Annotated in this window: 17 protein-coding genes; 8 read left to right on the forward strand and 9 right to left on the reverse strand. The window is 34.5% G+C overall.

What is annotated here, in order from left to right:
* The 3 genes from HOG71_11780 to HOG71_11790 all read left to right on the forward strand — a co-directional run.
* On the forward strand, positions 1 to 441 hold a 441-nt coding region (locus tag HOG71_11780), incomplete at its 5' end, for an HAD-IA family hydrolase (protein ID MBT5991520.1).
* A gap of 2 nt (positions 442 to 443) precedes the next feature.
* Positions 444 to 2087, forward strand: a complete 1644-nt coding sequence (locus HOG71_11785; protein MBT5991521.1) for an amidohydrolase — start codon at positions 444 to 446, stop codon at positions 2085 to 2087.
* 24 nt (positions 2088 to 2111) lie between these two features.
* Positions 2112 to 3557, forward strand: coding sequence for a hypothetical protein (locus HOG71_11790; GenBank protein ID MBT5991522.1), 1446 nt, complete (start codon positions 2112 to 2114; stop codon positions 3555 to 3557).
* Between the two features lie 57 nt (positions 3558 to 3614).
* Here HOG71_11790 and HOG71_11795 read toward each other — a convergent pair whose 3' ends face one another.
* Positions 3615 to 4877 (reverse strand): c-type cytochrome, encoded by a 1263-nt coding sequence (locus HOG71_11795; protein MBT5991523.1) that lies wholly within the window; start codon positions 4875 to 4877, stop codon positions 3615 to 3617.
* A gap of 18 nt (positions 4878 to 4895) precedes the next feature.
* Entirely contained in the window at positions 4896 to 5801 is a 906-nt protein-coding gene (locus HOG71_11800; protein ID MBT5991524.1) for a hypothetical protein, read from the reverse strand.
* 203 nt (positions 5802 to 6004) lie between these two features.
* Here HOG71_11800 and HOG71_11805 point away from each other — a divergent pair, with 203 nt between their 5' ends.
* Positions 6005 to 6541, forward strand: coding sequence for a dCTP deaminase (locus HOG71_11805; protein MBT5991525.1), 537 nt, complete (start codon positions 6005 to 6007; stop codon positions 6539 to 6541).
* Here the strand turns inward: HOG71_11805 and HOG71_11810 are convergent.
* Both HOG71_11810 and HOG71_11815 read right to left on the reverse strand, forming a co-directional pair.
* Complete coding sequence (locus HOG71_11810) at positions 6538 to 7476, reverse strand: hypothetical protein (protein ID MBT5991526.1); 939 nt, start codon at positions 7474 to 7476, stop codon at positions 6538 to 6540. The two genes, HOG71_11805 and HOG71_11810, sit on opposite strands and share 4 nt — an antisense overlap.
* Positions 7466 to 8800 (reverse strand): flippase, encoded by a 1335-nt coding sequence (locus HOG71_11815; protein MBT5991527.1) that lies wholly within the window; start codon positions 8798 to 8800, stop codon positions 7466 to 7468. The genes HOG71_11810 and HOG71_11815 overlap by 11 nt, the downstream gene beginning before the upstream one ends.
* 179 nt (positions 8801 to 8979) lie before the next feature.
* Between HOG71_11815 and HOG71_11820 the strand changes: the two genes are divergently transcribed.
* The 3 genes from HOG71_11820 to HOG71_11830 are packed head-to-tail and all read left to right on the forward strand — an operon-like array spanning position 8980 to position 10937.
* Positions 8980 to 9618, forward strand: coding sequence for a DUF4389 domain-containing protein (locus HOG71_11820; protein ID MBT5991528.1), 639 nt, complete (start codon positions 8980 to 8982; stop codon positions 9616 to 9618).
* Positions 9619 to 9620: 2 nt separating this feature from the next.
* A complete protein-coding gene (locus HOG71_11825; protein ID MBT5991529.1) occupies positions 9621 to 10118 on the forward strand; it encodes a DUF4870 domain-containing protein in 498 nt (165 codons plus the stop codon).
* A 12-nt stretch (positions 10119 to 10130) separates the two neighbouring features.
* Entirely contained in the window at positions 10131 to 10937 is an 807-nt protein-coding gene (locus tag HOG71_11830) for a M48 family metallopeptidase (GenBank protein ID MBT5991530.1), read from the forward strand.
* Here the strand turns inward: HOG71_11830 and meaB are convergent.
* The 5 genes from meaB to HOG71_11855 form a co-directional block, all read right to left on the reverse strand.
* Positions 10934 to 12016 carry a methylmalonyl Co-A mutase-associated GTPase MeaB gene (meaB, locus tag HOG71_11835; GenBank protein ID MBT5991531.1) on the reverse strand — a complete coding sequence of 361 codons (1083 nt, stop codon included), beginning with the start codon at positions 12014 to 12016 and terminating at the stop codon, positions 10934 to 10936. The two genes, HOG71_11830 and meaB, sit on opposite strands and share 4 nt — an antisense overlap.
* A gap of 3 nt (positions 12017 to 12019) precedes the next feature.
* Complete coding sequence (locus HOG71_11840) at positions 12020 to 12559, reverse strand: thioredoxin (GenBank protein MBT5991532.1); 540 nt, start codon at positions 12557 to 12559, stop codon at positions 12020 to 12022.
* A gap of 219 nt (positions 12560 to 12778) precedes the next feature.
* Positions 12779 to 13207: a hypothetical protein gene (locus tag HOG71_11845; protein MBT5991533.1), complete on the reverse strand. Its 429-nt coding sequence runs from the start codon at positions 13205 to 13207 to the stop codon at positions 12779 to 12781.
* A 340-nt stretch (positions 13208 to 13547) separates the two neighbouring features.
* Positions 13548 to 16382 (reverse strand): DNA gyrase/topoisomerase IV subunit A, encoded by a 2835-nt coding sequence (locus HOG71_11850; GenBank protein ID MBT5991534.1) that lies wholly within the window; start codon positions 16380 to 16382, stop codon positions 13548 to 13550.
* Positions 16383 to 16416: 34 nt separating this feature from the next.
* Positions 16417 to 18273 carry a type IIA DNA topoisomerase subunit B gene (locus HOG71_11855; protein MBT5991535.1) on the reverse strand — a complete coding sequence of 619 codons (1857 nt, stop codon included), beginning with the start codon at positions 18271 to 18273 and terminating at the stop codon, positions 16417 to 16419.
* Between the two features lie 272 nt (positions 18274 to 18545).
* Between HOG71_11855 and HOG71_11860 the strand changes: the two genes are divergently transcribed.
* The coding region (locus tag HOG71_11860; GenBank protein MBT5991536.1) for a DUF1573 domain-containing protein at positions 18546 to 19302 on the forward strand (757 nt) is incomplete at its 3' end.

Consider the following 19302-nt stretch of genomic DNA (forward strand, 5'->3'; position numbering starts at 1 on the left):
TTACAACTATCATCTCCCTTAAATCCTACTACTGATGAAATTAAGACTGCTTTTAATGCTATACTAGTTGGCATGCCAGTTGAAAATGTGCGTTATCTGAGGCGCTTTATAAAGAATTATCCCTGCTATTTGCTTTCTAATACCAACGAAATTCATTATAAACATTTTCATTCAGAAATAATTGACAATCCTTTAACAAAAGAATTTTACAACTCTTTCGAAAAAGAGTATTATTCTCATCTTATGCATTTACGAAAACCCGATAAGCTGATTTACGAAACAGTTATATCTGATAGTAATCTTAACATAGCAACAACTCTTTTTGTAGATGATATGGAGCAAAATATAACTGCTGCAGCAAGTTTGGGTTTGCAGGTTTTTCATTTTGGACAAGAGGGGCGTTGGGACGAACTGATTCAAAAATTTAATCTTCACGTATAATTATGAAGTACATATTAATATCATTAGCTTTCATGTTGCTATTAAATGTTGGTTGTGTGAAAAAGAAAGAAAAAGTTGATCTGATCATATACAATGCTAAAGTGTATACGGTTGATGCTGCGTTTACAAATGCAGAGGCTTTTGCTGTAAAGGATGGGCATTTTATTATGGTCGGAAAAACATCGGAAGTTTCTGAAAAGTATTATGCAGAAAATGCTATCGACTTACATGGAAAAGTTGTTTATCCGGGATTGATTGATGCACATTGCCATTTTTTTGGTTATGGATCGTATAAAAACACAGTGAATCTTTCGGGTGTTGTTTCTGAAGAAGAAATGATTAGCAAAGTAGTGGATTTTGCTGATAATAATAATACCGCATGGATTCGTGGTCGTGGATGGGATCAAAATCTTTGGGAGGGAAATGAATTTCCTACATTTAACAAACTTAATGAGTTATTTCCTGATCGACCTATTTTATTAATTCGAGTTGATGGGCATGCAGTTTTGGTTAATCAGGCTGCTATGGATTTGGTGAATCCTCCTTTAGAAGATATTCAGGAATATATGGTTTTAAAAGATGGCAATTTTGCTGGCGTACTATTGGACAACGGAGCCGATATGCTTAAAGATGCTGCAAATGATTTAAGCCAACAAGAAATCATGGATGCATTACTAATTGCTCAAGAAGATTGTTTTGCTGTAGGTTTAACAACGGTGAGTGATGCTGGATTGAGTCAGGAGGTAGTGCAGGCAATAATTGCTCTTAATGAGAGTAAAGAACTGAACATGCGCATGTATGCCATGTTGAATCCGAATGAAGAGAACAAAAAATTCGTGATAGAGAATGGCATTTATCAAACTGATTATTTACATATCTGTTCCATAAAATTATATGCAGATGGGGCATTGGGCTCAGGTGGCGCTTGCTTGTGTCATCCCTATACCGATGACTCGTCCAGTTCAGGTTTTATTCTTCACGATAATAAGTACTTCACATCCTATTGCCAATTTGCATACGATCATAACTATCAGGTTTGTACGCATGCTATTGGTGATTCAGCCAATCGTTTTGTTTTGGATTTATACGCTGAATATCTGAAAGGTAAAAATGATTTGAGATGGCGCATTGAACATGCTCAGGTGATTAGTGAAAATGATTTTCAGAAGTTTGCAGATTTCAGCATTATTCCCAGTGTGCAACCAACTCATGCCACATCTGATATGGGCTGGGCAGAAAAGCGTTTGGGCTCAGAACGAGTTAAAAACGCATACGCTTATAAACGCTTGTTGGATATTACTGGATGGATTCCAAATGGAAGCGATTTTCCTGTGGAATCAATAAATCCTTTGTTTGGTTTTTATTCAACAATTGCACGAAAAGATCAGCAAGGAAATCCTCCGAATGGATTTCAGTTTGAAAATGCATTAAGCAGAGAAGAAGCTTTAAAAGCCATGACAATTTGGGCGGCAAAATCAAATTTCGAAGAAAATATCAAGGGAAGTATAGAGCTGGGAAAGCTAGCTGATTTTGTGATTCTTGAAAATGATATTATGGAAATTGATGAGTTGGAAATTATAGATACAAAAGTATTAAGCACTTATATAGGGGGCAAGGAGGTGTATAAATTGAATAATTCATACTAGCTGGATTTTTGCTAAATCAATACAATGGTTAAACGCAGTGTAATTCTTATTTTTTCAGTATTTATTGTTATAAGCAGCCTTTTTGCTCAGGACATGAAATATTCGGTTCCGGACAAAATAAAAGGAAAAACTGTTTTTACTAAGATATTGGGTAAACACAATGGTTATTTTTTTGTTGTTCGTTATGATAAAAAAGCTACCCAAAATTTTCTTTTTGAAAAGTATAATTCTGAATTAAAAGTAGTCAGAAACCATGAGTTTAATATCGAAAGTGGAACAAGTGTTGAAGACATCAGGTTCATGAATGGTCAACTTTACTTTTTTTATTCGGAATATGAGAAACAAGATAAACTGCACAAACTGTATTGCGATGTTTATGATGAATCATTTAATCAAGTAGACAAAGAAAACTTAATCGCAACAACCTCTGTTGTTCCTTCCAATAGCAAATCGTTTAAAATTGAATACGATTTAATATATAATCAAATAGTAATTCTGTACGCTGAAAGTATCGTTAATGATGTAATTAAGTTTAATATCTTAGTATTGGATGACATATTAACGACCCTTAACTCAGCCCATACAAGATTAAATTACAGTAAAGAATTTAGCATCAAAAATATTCAACTTTTCAATGGGCAGTTTACGGCATTAGTATATGAAAAAACGTCAGGATTATTGAAAGGAAATAAAAGTAATATTGATTTCTTTTACTACGATGTTGGCAATCAAAATAAAATAATAAGAAAGCTGGATTTTGATAGTGTGAAATTCGAGAACATAGCCTATCGATATGATATTGTAAATAAAGCATATTTATTCTCAGGATTTTATAGCTCCGATAATAAAGAGCAAATAATTGGTATGGGCATGTATCGGTATTTTGTTTTTAATGACTCTTCATTTTTAAAATTAACTCCTTTTTCAGATGAAATGATAGTCAGTATTTCCGGAAAATATGATGCCAGTGGAATGCTGAATTACTATCCACAGGGGATTGTATTAAGAGATGATGGCGGCTATGTATTAATCAGCGAGTACTACAGCATACAGAAAGAGATGCAAAATGATTATTATGCCCTTAACAATACCTACGTTAAATATTATTATCATTATAGTGATATTATGCTTGTTTCAGTAAATGCTGATGGTCAAATTGATTGGAATCGAATTATTCGAAAAGATCAGAACAGCATGAACGATGATGGATATTATTCATCATTCTCCTATGCTACTGTCGCCAATAAAATTGTTATTCTGTTCAATGATTTTTCTCGTTCGAAATGGAATTTACTATATCATGTCATTGATCCAGCAGGTAATGTTGATTTTGAGGTACTGGTTAATGGCAATACATTTAATGGCTCCTTTATCCCGAGGCAAGCACAACAAGTTGGTTTATTTGAAATAATGGTTCCGGCTCTGGATCAAAAGCGTGGATTTACATTAGCCAAAATAACCATAAAATAAAAAGACCATCATCAATTGAATGATAATGGTCTCACACTAAAAACAAGAAATTTAATATTAATCACATCCTGTATCTAAATCAGCAGGTTTTGCAAATTCCGGATTTGTTAGAAAATCAGTATCCGTAAATGTTTTTAGAAAAGCAAGCAAATCAGCTTTTTCCTGCTCAGTCAGTTTTGTTCCTCCAAAAGCAACATATTTCATCAACGGATCGATTGTTTGCGAGTATACAACCCCATCACTATAATGATCGATAACTTCTTCAAGTGTATTAAAACGACCATCGTGCATATAAGGTGCAGTTTTTTCAATATTAATTAAAGTTGGAGCTTTGTATGAGCCAACATCCATAGCTAACTTGGTATAACCATTTCTGTCGCCTCCATCGTTAAATACAGTATCTAAACCATTATTGTAAAACTGGTTTGTGGTTAGTAAAACCGGATCTCCATGACAATGGAAACAGTCTGCTGCTTCCGACATATATAATTCGTAACCGTGAAGTTCTTGAGGAGTGAGGCTGGCAGTATGTCTTACCCATTTGTGAAACTTTGAATTATAGGAAACCAAGGTTCTGACAAACTGAGCTACTGCTTTACTAATTCGATCATAAGTGACTTCTTCTGTGCCAAATGCTGCTTTAAACATCGGTGGATAAATGTCTATACTTTTAATCATATCAACCGTTTTCTGTGGACTACCATTCATTTCATGAGGAGCCGCAATTCCCATCCAAACCACTGATTCGATGTTTTTCATATGGTATTGTGGTTCAGCTGGAACTCCATAAGGAGCAGCCCCCATAGCTGTGTTGTTGTTGTTGACTTTCCCATTCCATAAATAACCATTCTGATTGAACACGAGGTTAATCATTGGCATCATATAGTGTGGAGTCCATTTCCCATCCGGATAGGCTGGGTGAGGTAATCCTCTGGTTTTTCCACCTGGAAATCGGGGTTCATCCATGCCAACCTCAAAAGAACTCTCTTGCCTATGACAGGTAGCACAAGTCATTTGTGAATCGCACTCCACACGACCAGATAACCGGCCATCATAAAATAAATAGCGACCAAGTTTTACTCCTTCTACAGTAGTGGGATTATCAGCTGGTATGTTTAATTCTGTTGGAAACCACGGGCGACCATCCACTTTTAATGGAAATTCATAAGGAGTTGTTTCCCAGTTGGGAATAATAATCACAGAGTCCTTGTCTCCACAAGAAGTAAAGGTTAGAGAAGTAATTACACCAATAGAAACAGGCATGCTAATCGCAATAGTTACTGCAATTATTGAACTTATTAAATACTTTATTCTTTTCATGATTGATAAGTTTTAATGTTATAAATCTTTGATTTCACCAACAGAGAAAACATTTTGTCCATTTTCTTTAACCAACTGCATGGCTGCATTATTTTCCATAATATCAGCACCCCATTTGTTAAAATCAAATGGATTTGGTGTAGACAACCAGTTTTCTAAATTCATGATGATTTCAATTTGTTTTGTTTTGTTTTCACCAAGAGTAAAAGAAGAAGCAGGAAGCTTTACTTCGAACCAATTTTGTACAAAAACATAAGAACTGTCTCCATTAGGAAGAATGCTTGGATCCCAAACTTTCATTCTGGTGCCATTACTGTATTGTTTTTGACCAACTCCTAAGTGGAAGTTGAAGCCTCTGCGAAATGAATTGGTATCTTGCCAGAATCCGTTCATTTTGAGATAATGATAACCGCCTTCATCGCCTCCCAGATGATAAGGCCAGAACATTTGGTTTTCAGGCGGATTTACAAACATAAAAGGTTCGTTTTTTTCTCCTTTGATACCGAATGTAAATGAAATATGATCGTATGTAGCGGTATCTACTTTGTCAACAATGTCCCATTCCAATGAGCTAGGAATATCGGTGTCAATGTAATGATAGAATGACCAATTGTTAAGCATAACTGAGTCGCCATTCAATTTGTGTAAGGTAACATCAGATATAAACCATTGTACTTCGGCTAATTCCCAATTATTTCCAGCTGCATTCCAATATGTCATTTGATCAAATACTGCTGAAGCATCATTAATATAATGGTCAAATACAAAATTAATGCTTCCTTTCGGACTTACCGGGTCAACGATTGTATCTCTTTCGCACTCACATTTCATAAAAAGAGTGGAAACAACTGACCCAATGAATAATACTTTAATAAATGTCATCAGGCCAACAGGTATTACAAAATACTTGAATAATTTTCTCATAATTTTAGTGTTGTGTTAGTTGTTTAAATTAGATAAATGGATTTTCCACATTCATTAGTATCAAATATGACTAAAAAGTAACCATATCTTGCGAAAATATTAATTGTTATTTAACAAAATGCTGAAAATGGCTTATAAATAGCTAAAATTCCAGCATTAGTTGTATTTTTGATCAAAGCTATAATACTTTAAATGAAATCAGAGTGATATTAAGCAGAAATCGTATTTTAGAGGAAATTGAAAGGAAAAACATTCTTGTTGAACCTTTCCGTGAGGAGTGCATGGGAATAAATTCCTATGACCTTCATTTAAGCAGACACCTGCTGACCTTTAGCGAGCGCGTGTTGGATGCGAAAACAAAGAATCCAATGGATGAAATAATTCTTCCATCGGGAGGACTGGTTTTAACACCTGGTACATTTTATTTAGGTGTTACCGAGGAGTATACAGAAACCCATAAACACGTTCCTTTTTTAGAGGGAATTACAAGTGCTGCCCGACTGGGAATTATTATTAATCCTTCATCTGGCAAAGGAAGCATCGGGCATTGTAATACCTGGACAATTGAATTTTCTGTTATTCATCCCATCCGCATTTATGCAGGTATGCCTATTGCTCAGCTGTTCTTCCTGAATGTTGATGGGAATGTTGATGAATCCTATTCAAACCTTAAAACTGCAAAATATAATTCCAGGTCAATTAAGCCTACTGAGTCGATGATGTGGAAGAATGAGTTTTAGAGTAACCAGTTCTCTAAATTCTTATTTATTAATTTTGCTGTTTCTGTGATATCCTGTTTATAAATCGCCTTAACAAATTCTTTATCCTTTTCATTTATTGGAATAACTTCTTTTGTTTCGTAAAAAAACAATTTGAGTTTGCTTTTCAACGTTTTTGGTAAAATTCCATCAACTGCATTTTTTAGTCCACTTTGATACATGAACTTATTCAGCATTTTATTTTTGGGTATGCTTGCAATATTGTGTTTTTGGCTAAGGTCTAATTCAAAATCTTCGACTTCTAAAAATGTACAAATGTCAGAAATTACTTCTTGTGGATTATTTTTTAGTTCTTCATTCAAATAAATTTTGATTTGCTCTTTAGGAAAAATATTGAAATAGCGTTCCAATTGCCTTGCGTACATGCCCAGTTCAATATAGAGCTTTGAAATACCCCACCCTTTTTGGGTTTGTTGACTGTCTTCTTCAATAGCTTCCCTAAAGTTTTTTGTTGTGTAACCAAATCGCAAGCCCATCAAGTAATGAGAATAAATTCTTTCTGTAGGATTTCTAAGTATGGCAATAATTTTCGCTTCAGGATTAAATTCTTTGATGTTTTTAGCTGCAACATCTGAAAATAAATAGGACGTGCTACATTCCCCAATAGCTGTTTCTGTTTTGGCTTTTTCAAATAATTGGTTGTAGTATTTTTCTTCCTTAACAAAAGAGAGGTGAAGCTCTCGTAATGGTTTTGAATTAAAATATTTCTCACCAACAATTTCGGTGTGATTTCGATAATCTGCACGGAACTCGCTTGGATTTATATCGCTTGAAAAATAATTCGGTTCTTTAATTGGGCTAAAGAAAATACCCTTATGCTGATCCAGATATTTATATAAAGATGTGGTTCCTGCCTTGGCCGCACCCACAATAAAAAAGTTCGGTTTAATTAGCATGCTCATTTCTTATGTTGATTGGATACGTTAAAAACCCATGATATTTATGAATATAATAAACACCCAAAACGTTCCAAATTACAGTGCTGCTGAGAGTTGCAATGGCTCCCCCTGTCAGTCCATATTTGGGGATAAGCAACGCATTTAAAATTACATTAATAATGGCACCAAATAGTATAATATTCTGCCCAGTCTTTTCATGATTGGTCATGTTTAAAATATACATTTTAGAGCCTGATAAAGCATTAAATATTTGCCCACAAGCCAATATAATCAATGCACTAACACCTGTTTCAAATTCAGCTCCAAAAAGCCGCATTAAAAACCCTGGAAAAATAACAATAACAAGAAAAATAGGTAAGGATAATAAAGTGTTTATGAGTGTTGTTTGCTTGGCAATTCGTCTTAATCCTGATTTATTATTTTTTGAAAATAATTCAGCAAATTTTGGTGCTGCAATGCTATTTACAGCAGCAAGTACAATAGAGTTTAAGGCTGCAATTTTTACAGCAATGCTATAAACACCAACTTCAGTTTCTGCTCTAAAAGCTCCAATCATCAGGATATCTGTCCAATTCATAACTAAAAAGAGCGAATTGGTAAGCAACATAGGGATAGCTACTTTTAGTATACTATTGATAGGTTTGCTATTTTGACTATGAATCTGTTCAATTTTGTTTTCTTCTTTCCGATACAGAAACAAACTGAAAACAGCCATAATTATGATGGAAAATAATACAGATTGTATTAGGAAATGCAGATCGTGCTTAAAAAACGAAACACTGACAAGGATAAGCAGTACAAGAATATAGATGCTTCCGTTTTGAAAAATTGAAAACAAACCAATTCTTTTTAGCCCTCGTAATGACTCGGCATTATAAGTCATCACTGACAATGGAATGATGGCCATTCCAACAATTCGAATCAAGTTATAATTGCTGTTATCATCAAAAAACAGCAAACTAATATGTTTGCTAAAAACAAAAAATAGCAAACCAAAAAAGATGCTCGAAATTAGAACCAATGCCAAACCTTTACGATGTATATTACGTGTGTTCTGCCCTTTATCTGTTGAAATATCTGAGGCAATGAATCGAACAATGGCTGTATCGAGACCCAGGCGGCCCAATACTGCACCGAACATAAGCATGGTCCAACACAATGAAAAGACACCTAATTTCTCTGCTTTGTATTCCTTGGCAATTATCAAAAAGAAAATATAGCCCATTAGAATTCCAGCAATTTTAAAAACAAATGCAACAGAACCGCCTTTGAAAATTTCTTTCAAATTAAGATCCTTGCTTATGAAATCTGGTGTTTTCAAAATTATACTTTACGAAATGAAAGAATTTCAACAAAGATAATACTCCTAATGAATTCTTCTTTTTAGATGTACTATATATTTCAATTTAATCTTTATTAATCAATTATATTGTAATATATTTAGTGTCTTAAATGATTTTTAATACCTTAAACTATTTTAACTATTCTAAAAATTTACACATGAGATTAACAATTAAACATCAGGAAAATTATTCAAGAGGTGAACTCCTCCTTAGAACCTTTTTCGGTTGGATTTACATTGCATTGCCACACATGTTTTTATTGGCTTTTGTTGGATTATGGAGCAATATATTGGCTTTTGCTACTTGGTGGATTATCCTTTTCACTGGTGAGTATCCCAAAAGCATGTTCGATTTTCAGTTAAAGTATCAGGCTTGGTCATTAAGGGTTAACGCTCGAATTTTGAATCTTTCTGATGGATACCCTACATTTGGAATCAGTGGCACAGATGATCTGACCAGTTTGGAAATTCCTTATCCTGAGAAATTAAGTAGAGGAACATTGATCGTTAAAACGCTGTTTGGAGGTTTTTTTGTTATGATTCCTCACGGTTTCGCTTTATATTTCCGGTTTTTGTGGAATATGATTTTATTATTCCTTGCCTGGTGGGTTGTTTTATTTACAGGAAGTTTCCCTAAATCATGGCATGAGTTCTCAGTTGGGACCCTGCGTTGGTCACTTCGAGTCAGTATGTATATGGGACTTTGGATGACAGATGAATACCCTCCATTTACAGGAAAAGAATTGGATTCAGAAAAAGCTGTTCCAGTTGATACTACAGTTGAAACAACAGAATAGAAATGGAATACAGAAAAGAATATCACGAGCTTCCTCAACCCGATCAGATTGCTGATCGGGAGAAGGAAGACGCAATGGGAGCCTATTTTATGATGTTTGCCTCTATGGCAATTGGTTTGCCTTTACCAATTCTAAATTTGGTAGCTTCAATCATTTATTATTATTTGAACAAGGCAAAGGGGCGCTTCGTCCGTTTTCATACATTGCAATCTTTGCTTTCACAATTACCTCTTACTTTGCTCAATGCTGGAGGTATCTTTTGGCTAATCAGAATTTTGTATTATGAATTTTCATTTTCTGATTATTTTAAAGGCTATGTGATTATGATTTTGATTGCAAACCTTATCTATTTCATATTTAGCATTATTGGAGCGGTAAAAGCAAAAAAAGGAATATTTTATTATTTCTGGTTTTTTGGATCCTATGCCTACGAGATTGTCTATCGAAAAAGAGAGGAAGGAACGACTGAGAATCCGGTAAATCAACCTCCCAAATTTTAGTGAATAAAAACTATGCGAACAAAGATCATTTTTGATTTATTGAAGCTCTTGGCTGTTTTTGGCATTCTATGGGGCATTTTTGTCATCTTTCCTATTTTTCCTGATAAGGATGATTTCTCCTTATCAATTACAAAGGAAGAGAAACTGGGAAAACTCATAGTCGAAGAAGTTATGCTTAAAGATGCAAGCTTTCAGCTCATTAAAACGGATTATACAGATTCAGTAATTGGAGCAATTGAAAATAGACTAGTCGATGCGATGGGAAGCAGCGATTATGATTATAAATTAATGATTGTTGCTGATGATGAGGTAAATGCTTTTGCCTTGCCAGGTGGTTATATCATGATATACTCTGGCTTGATTGAGATTAGTGATAATCCGGAAGAGCTTACTGCCGTTATTGCACACGAAATGGGACATATTGAAAAGAGACACATTGTTTCCAGATTGGTAAAAGAGCTTGGTTTGTCGGTTATTTTATCGGGAGATTTATTGGTTGTTGGTGAAGTCGGACGAACTGCTGCATCAACAGTTTTCGACAGGAGGCAAGAAAGGGAGGCCGATGAATTTTCATTGGACTTGCTGTATAAGGCTCAAATTGATCCTCGAGTGATGGCCACTTTTTTCAGGAAATTGAAAGACGAAGTGGGCTCATATGACGAGAAACTGGAAATTCTGATGACACATCCTCACATAAATTCAAGAATCAAGTCATCTCTGGAGTATGATGTTGATGAAGATTTTGTCTCAAAGGATATGCAACTTGATTGGGATAGGTTTAAGCAGAATATTCAGGAACAAATAGCCAAAGAGGACTAATCGTTTCGATACTTTTCCATTAACTGTTTTGCGGCTACAAAAGGGCTTATTTCATTTTTAAGGACTTGTTCCTCATAATTCAATATGCTTGATTTTATCTTATTATCTTGATAAAATTGATTCTTCAATTCAGCATTAATGGTTTCGTAAAGCCAATATTTTGCTTGGTTTTTTCTTTTCATGAAAAAATATTGATTTTCATGAGTATGTGTATGGTAGGCCAAAATATGCTCCCAAACCAAATCAAGTCGATTATTATTTAGTGAAGAGCAATACTCAACTCTTGGAATCCAGGTTGATTCTGTTGCCGGAAACAAATGCAAAGCATTCAAAAGTTCTTGTTGAGCTATTTTAACTTTTTCGATTCGATTATCATCGGCTTTATTGATAACGATCAAATCCGCCATTTCCATTATTCCCCTTTTAATTCCTTGTAATTCGTCACCAGCTCCTGGCAACATGAGTAAAAGGAATAAGTCTACCATGGAATGAACGGCTGTTTCTGATTGGCCAACACCAACAGTTTCAATAAATATTGTGTCATATCCAGCAGCTTCGCACAATAGAATACTTTCTCTTGTTTTTCGGGCGACACCACCTAAGGTTCCTGCTGATGGCGAAGGGCGAATAAATGAATGTTCATTAACAGCCAGTTTTTGCATGCGGGTTTTATCTCCTAAAATACTTCCTTTGCTTCTGTCGGAGCTGGGGTCAACAGCTAAAACAGCTACTTTCCTGCCAGTTTCAATCAGCTGAATCCCAAATGCTTCAATGAATGTGCTTTTGCCAACTCCTGGGATTCCGGTTATGCCTAGCCTCATCGAATTTCCTGATAATGGCAAACACTTCTCAACTATTTGTTGTGCAATATGCTGATGTTCAGGCAATGCGCTTTCTACTAATGTAATGGCTCTTCCAAGTATGGTTCTGTCGCCTCTTACAATACCATCCATATAAGTTTCAATAGGAATGTCACTTGCTTTATTATATGTACCTTTTTTCACAGAACTTAAATGAAGTGAAGAGGGTTGTTCCACACCTTTATTAATTGACAAGCCTTTTTTATTATCTTTTGCCATAAGCTATTTCGAAAGAGCTTTCTGTAAAATGGCCAACATATCTTTTTCCAGACTTAAAATAGGTGATTCGATAATTCGTCCTATTTCAACATCATCAATATAAAAGATGAAAGTTGGAACATAAGCAATATCCAAATCATCTATTGAAAAGGAAACTGCTTCTTTTTGAGTATTGGTACAAATGATTTGATAACTATTTTGGGGGTATTTTAAATAATCAAGTATGCTTAAAAAATGAGGTACTTGTTCCTGACTATCAGAACACCATGTACCTAATACAATTTTGATTTGTACTTTATTGATTAAAGGTTTTAAACTGTCAATAACAACTTTTTTTGAGTTTACATTATAGGATTTGTATTCAGGAATAAACCATTCTCTATAGGAATCCTTCATAAATGCACTGCGTGTGCACATCCCAACCAAAATTTCTTCACCACTTTTATTATTAGTCATTTTGCGATTGAAATTCTGGCTAAATGTTTCTGATATGGACAGAAAACACATAGCTATAATCAGTAAAAATATTTGTTTCTTAATCATAGAATAACATTGTTAACACAAACCTACATAATTTTTTCATCAGATAATAGACATAAATCCAATGAAATTAACATCTGAGATTTGTGTTTGTTATTTGAATTTTCAAATTAAATGAACTTATTCAAGACAATAGGGGGGCAACTTACAAGCCATTAATGCAAAAAGTCATTTACGGCAGGAAGGAATTGCCATAAATGACTTGATGACGAAAGGCAAAAATCATTCATACGCTTTCCATGCTCTGAAAAACATCAGAGAACAAAGGAAAACCGGTATGCTCATTATGGTTTTGAACGTGAATATATAATCCAGTGCAATAACCTTATATAATTCTGTACTTAATATGATAGATGACATAATCAGCATGAAAGTATATCCTTTAATTCCCATGAAAGAAAGGATGAAATGTTTGCGATTATTCATACGGAATATGCGATCAAGATATTTGTAAATTGTTCTTCGAAATATGACAAAATAGACCAATAAGCCAATTGGCACTGCTAATCCAAGTCGATGCATCAGTGCTGAATTGTTTGTCAGGATATTTGAAATTCCGCTGATTATAAGAAAGCCACTGGTGCCAAGCCAGGCAATACCAGCTACAAATAGCAGACCTCTCTTACTTACACAGGGAATATATTTACTCAAATTATCCATTCTTAATTATATGAATAATTTACTAAGACAATTCAATCTCTCGACTACAAATACAAATTCATTTCTTCAAATAAAATCTGCAGATCGAGTTAAAATTGGGCGATATGTTGTTGCTCAAAAGGTGAAGAGAATAAATCCTAGTAAAAAATAACCATATAGTATTTTTAGTTAAACAAATATTAACAAATCAATATATTCCAGTGTTAAAATGATAACAGGGCTACATTAATTTAACTCTAAGATAGTGTAAATATTTAATAATCCCAATTTATGTCAAAAAAATGTACAATCTGAATGTTTTAGAAGCATGAAAAATGCCTTAAACAGACGCCTAGAAGAGACTTAGCTGCCCTGAGTCATCATCGTCATCCTTGCTCTTCTTGGGCTTCTTTTCAACTATCTTTTCTTTGGTTTTTGGAAATGGTTTTTTGGTGATTTTAGGGGTTTCTTTTTCAGGTTTACTACTTTCATCCTTTTCCTCTTTTTTGTCGGAAACCTTTATTTCTCCTTCAGTAGGATTTGATATGCTAGAAGGAACATCTTCCTCAATATCGTCAATTGGTTTGGTTTTTTTTGCTGGCTCTTCATCTATAACCTCATCAATTATTTCAACATTTACAGTGCTGACTTCCTCTTCAATTTCAGACTCAACTTCTTCATAAATCATGTCAATGATTTTTACAGAAGTTACCTTATTGTTATTGAGCTTTTTGCCAACAGCTTTCCAGCCCATCAATTCGATGAATTCGCTGAGTTCAAGAGTCTCAGAATTTTTATCACCACTTTTCTTGTCTAAATAGCTGGTCTTGACAATAACCCGATCTGCATCTGAGATAACAATCAATTTGGATTTTTTGTTCTCGCTAATAAATTTGAAAGCAGTATTGGTTCTGGACGTTTCAATTTTAAATCGTTTGGCATAGTAGATATTCGATTCCCCGTTCAAGTAAATAGCCGTTAAAGCGCGGTTAGGGTTGAATTTCTCGATATAGGTAATTTTGTCAATATCATAATGATTATTAACATCAAATGCTTTCAATTCATAATATCCATCAGACGTAATGGCCAGAATCAGGTCGTCAGGGGCGAAGCTGCCTATGTGCCTGCCAATTTCTTTGGTATTTAATTTCCCGATGTATTCATCGTACCACACATCAATACCAATGATATTTGTTTTATCTACTGATTTCTGAACTATTCTTCTAACCGGATATTTGGTTAGAATATTTCCTTGAGAAGCTCTTCCTTTAATGTCGATAGTAGCAAAATTGAAATCGAATATTTTTTTCCTTGCTTTGCTTCCTTGTGTTAAGTATACTGTAACAGTATCGGTTTCTCCTAGTGGATTGGCTGTAAAGTAAATGATTTTGGAGCCGGGAGATTTTTTGGTTAAATCGTATTCTTTATCGCGAGTTATGGAGGTAACATTGAATCGTTTTACCATTGAATTCTTCGATTTCCCATCGAGGTAAACCGCATTATAAGTCATTCGTTCATCGTCTTTCTTAAAAACATCAATATGAATGATGTTTTTACCTGCAAAAACTTTTTCATCAACCTTTTGTATAGAATAGGTGCCGTCTTTTCTAAAAGTAATAACGTCATCCAATTCAGAACATTCACCGATACTTTCTTCTTTTTTCAATCCGAATCCAAAAAATCCATCGGCCCTGTTTACGTATAATTTTTTGTTTGCTGCAACAACATTTTTTGCCTGAATAGTATCAAAATGTCGGATTTCTGTTTTGCGTTCTCTGCCTTTTCCATATTTCTTTAGCAGATTCTCAAAATATTTTATGGCAAAATCAATTAAATGACTCAAATTAAATTCAACTTCTTCCAAGTCTTTCTCAATTTGAATAATAATTTCATCTGCTTTGAAAGCATCGTATTTTGAAATTCGTTTAATTTTAATATCAGTTAAGCGAACAATATCTTCAGTTGTAACAGCTCGTTTGAGGTGTTTGATATGTGGCTTTAACCCTTCATCGATGGCTTCAATTACGGCTTCCCAGGTTTCGCACTCCTCAATATCACGATAAACTTTTTTCTCAATGAATATTTTTTCCAACGAAGAATAATGCCATTTATTCAACAAATGATCACGCAGAATTTCTAGTTCTCGTTTGAGTAAATCTATTGTTCTTTGTGTTGAATCTTCTAAAATATCCCTTACACCAATAAAAACAGGTTTGTCGTTTTGGATGACACAAGCATTTGTGGAAATAGATGTTTCACAACTTGTAAATGCATACAGTGCATCAATTGTCACATCAGGTGAAATCCCTTTTTGTAATTCTACAATTATCTCAACATCTTTTGCCGTATTATCAATAACCTGCTTTATTTTTATTTTCCCTTTATCATTGGCCTTGACAATAGAATCGATTAGGGTTGTTGTTGTGACAGAGAAGGGGACATTTCGAATGGCCACTGTTTTCTTGTCAATAATTTCAATTTTAGATCTGACCCTAACTTTTCCTCCTCTTTTCCCTTGGTTATAGTTACTGAAATCAGCTAAGCCGTTGGTGGGAAAATCAGGATAAATTTCGTATTCATTTCCTTTTAAAATAGCAATGGATGCACGGATGAGTTCATTGAAATTATGTGGCAGAATACGTGTGGAAAGTCCTACAGCAATACCCTCTGCTCCTAATGAAAGAACCAAGGGGAATTTTACAGGCAAATTGATAGGTTCTCTTTTTCTTCCATCATAGGAGGATTGCCATTCTGTAGTTTCTGGATTAAAGACTACCTCGTGAGCAAATTTGGAAAGTCGGGTTTCAATATAACGGGCAGCAGCAGCGCTGTCTCCAGTAACTACATCTCCCCAGTTTCCTTGTGTGTCAATTAGTAAGTCTTTTTGGCCAATATTTACAATTGCATCCGAAATTGATTGATCGCCATGCGGATGATATTGCATGGTATTACCGATTACATTGGCTACTTTGTTAAAGCGACCATCATCGGTTTCTTTCATGGCATGTAAAATCCTTCTATGAACAGGTTTTAATCCATCATCAATGGCCGGAACAGCTCTTTCAAGAATTACGTATGAAGCATAATCAAGAAACCATTCTTTATAAAGACTAGAAACCGGTTTTACATCTTTGCCTTTGGGTTTAGCTTCTTCTTGATTTTCTTGTATGTCGTTTTCTGGATCCATTGATTACGTAAATGTGTTTTTCTTTTTAGATGTATTATTTTAATTCCTCTTCAACAATATCTTTTTCCACTTTCAAATTTGAAATAATAAATTCTTGTCGTTCTGGTGTGTTTTTGCCCATGTAATAATTGAGAAGATTCTTTATGTCTTCCTGATCACTGAGCATTACTGGCTCCAGTTTCATTTTGTTGCCAATGAACAAACCGAATTCATTAGGAGAAATTTCTCCCAATCCTTTAAATCTGGTTATTTCTGGTTTTGCACCCAGTTTTTTCATGGCTTGTCGTTTTTCCTCTTGGGAATAACAATAATATGTTTTTACTTTATTGCGAACCCGGAATAAGGGTGTTTCTAAAATATAAACATGCCCATCTTTCACCAAATCAGAAAAGAACTGCAGGAAAAAAGTCAGCAATAACAGGCGAATATGCATGCCATCTACATCAGCATCTGTAGCAATTACGATTCGGTTATAGCGTAATTCATCAATTCCGTTCTCAATATTTAAAGCGTGTTGTAGCAAGTTAAATTCTTCATTTTCATAAACCACATTCTTTTTCAGGCCAAATGTATTCAAAGGTTTTCCTCTTAGACTGAAAACAGCTTGTGTGTCAATATCCCGTGATTTTGTAATGGAACCACTTGCTGAATCACCCTCCGTAATAAAGAGTGTTGTGTCATATCTTTTCTCGTGATCAGAATTTGTAAAATGAACTTTGCAATCTCTTAATTTCTTATTGTGTAAGTTGGCTTTTTTAGCCCTTTCATTGGCCAGTTTTTTAATGCCGGAAATTGCTTTTCTTTCCTTTTCAGACTGGATAATCCTTCTGTGCAATGTGTCAGCAACATCTGGATTCTTATGCAAATAATCGTCTAATTCTTTTTTAATGAAATCATTAACAAAAGATTTGATTGTCTGACCATCAGGCTCCATGTGCATTGAACCAAGTTTTGTTTTTGTCTGAGATTCAAAAACAGGTTCGATCACTTTGATACTAACTGCTGAAATGATAGATGCTCGAATGTCGGAAGGATCAAATGTCTTTTTATAAAACTCACGAATTGTTTTAACAATAGCTTCCTTAAATGCCAATAAGTGTGTTCCGCCCTGTGGCGTATATTGCCCGTTTACAAATGAATAATACTCCTCTCCATATTGTTTTCCGTGCGATAATGCGACTTCAATGTCTTCCCCTTTTAAGTGAATAATGGGATACTCCAGATTTTCAACATTGGTTTTATTCTGAAGCAGATCATAAAGTCCATTAGCTGAAAAGAATTTCTCACCGTTATAATTAATTGTTAAGCCAGAATTGAGGTAAGCATAATTCCATAACAATTTATTCAAATAGGCAGGAATATAATTGTAGTTTTCAAATATTTCATCATCAGGTGTAAAAGTAACAATAGTGCCATCCACTTTGGTGGAATCAGCTACATCCATATCTTGAATTAATTCGCCTTTTTCAAATTCAGCAATTTTACACTTTTTATCGCGAATTGATTCTATTTTAAATTTGCCTGATAATGCATTTACGGCTTTTGCACCAACACCATTAAGTCCTACAGCTTTCTTAAATACTTTGGAATCATATTTTCCGCCTGTATTAATTCTGGACACACAGTCAATCACACTGCCTAAAGGAACGCCTCTTCCATAGTCACGTATGCAAACAATATTATCTTCAACTGTAATATCAATTTTTTTACCATAGCCCATTACATACTCATCAACGGAGTTGTCAACTATCTCTTTAACAAGTATATATATGCCATCATCACGAGAAGATCCATCGCCCTGCTTTCCGATATACATACCGGGTCTCATGCGGATATGTTCCCGCCAATCGAGTGAACGAATTGAATCTTCAGTATAGAGTGTTTTAGACATATCTGCGCATCTTTTTAATGCCGCAAAAATAGAAAAGTGAATGGATAAAAAAAGCCTCAATTAATCAACGCTCTGTTGATAACAAAATAACAAAAAACCAATATTAACAGTAGTTTTGAGCGTATTTCAGTATTTATTGGACTAAATGCAACTAATTTTTATTCTAATTCGTCCTTCTTGTATTGCCTGACAATTTTTACAGAAGAATTGGATGGCATAAATCTTGTAAAATTTAGACAGTTACAAAAACGAATATGAAAATTTCTAAAATAATGAAAACCATCAGTTTATTGTTATCAATTATTGCGCTAAGCATTGTTGTTAATGCACAGAAAACCACAACGATAGAGTTTGAAAAATTAACTCATGATTATGGTACCATTCATGAAGAAAAGGGTCCTGTTAGTTATGATTTTATTTTTCATAACACCGGCAAAGAAAAGTATATTATTACAAAAGTTGATGCATCATGCGGATGTACAACCCCTGCTTATTCAGAAGAACCGGTTAAAGCCGGGAAAACAGGTTTTGTACGTGCAACTTATGATCCTGCCAATTTACGTGGGAAATTTTCGAAGACAATTACTGTAATTGGAAACTCAAATAGCAAAATAGTGCTAACAATTGAAGGAAATGTTATTCCTCGACCCAGATCTGAGCTAGACGATTACCCAGCACTTATGGGCGGTTTGCGGTTTAAAGTTAATCATGTTGTTTTGGGTGAAGTTTTTGAAAATGAAATTGATACAGGATTGATTGAGGTGTATAACTTTGGTAAAACGGATATAACCATATCCAGTATGCGCTTGCCTGATTGCCTCCGTACTGAATATACACCCATTGTATTGAAAGCTGGAGAAAAAAGGAAAATAGAAGTTTATTTCAGTGCTTATATAAAAGAAGATTTGGGCTATGTTTTTGAACGCATGCAATTACAAACTGATGACCCATTAATGCCTGAAAAGGAATTAATTGTTGTTGCTAATATTATTAAGAATATTAAAATACTAAGCGAAGAGGAACTTAAAA

The sequence above is a fragment of the Bacteroidota bacterium genome, assembly GCA_018698135.1.
In the GTDB taxonomy this organism is placed as follows: Bacteria; Bacteroidota; Bacteroidia; order CAILMK01; family JAAYUY01; genus JABINZ01.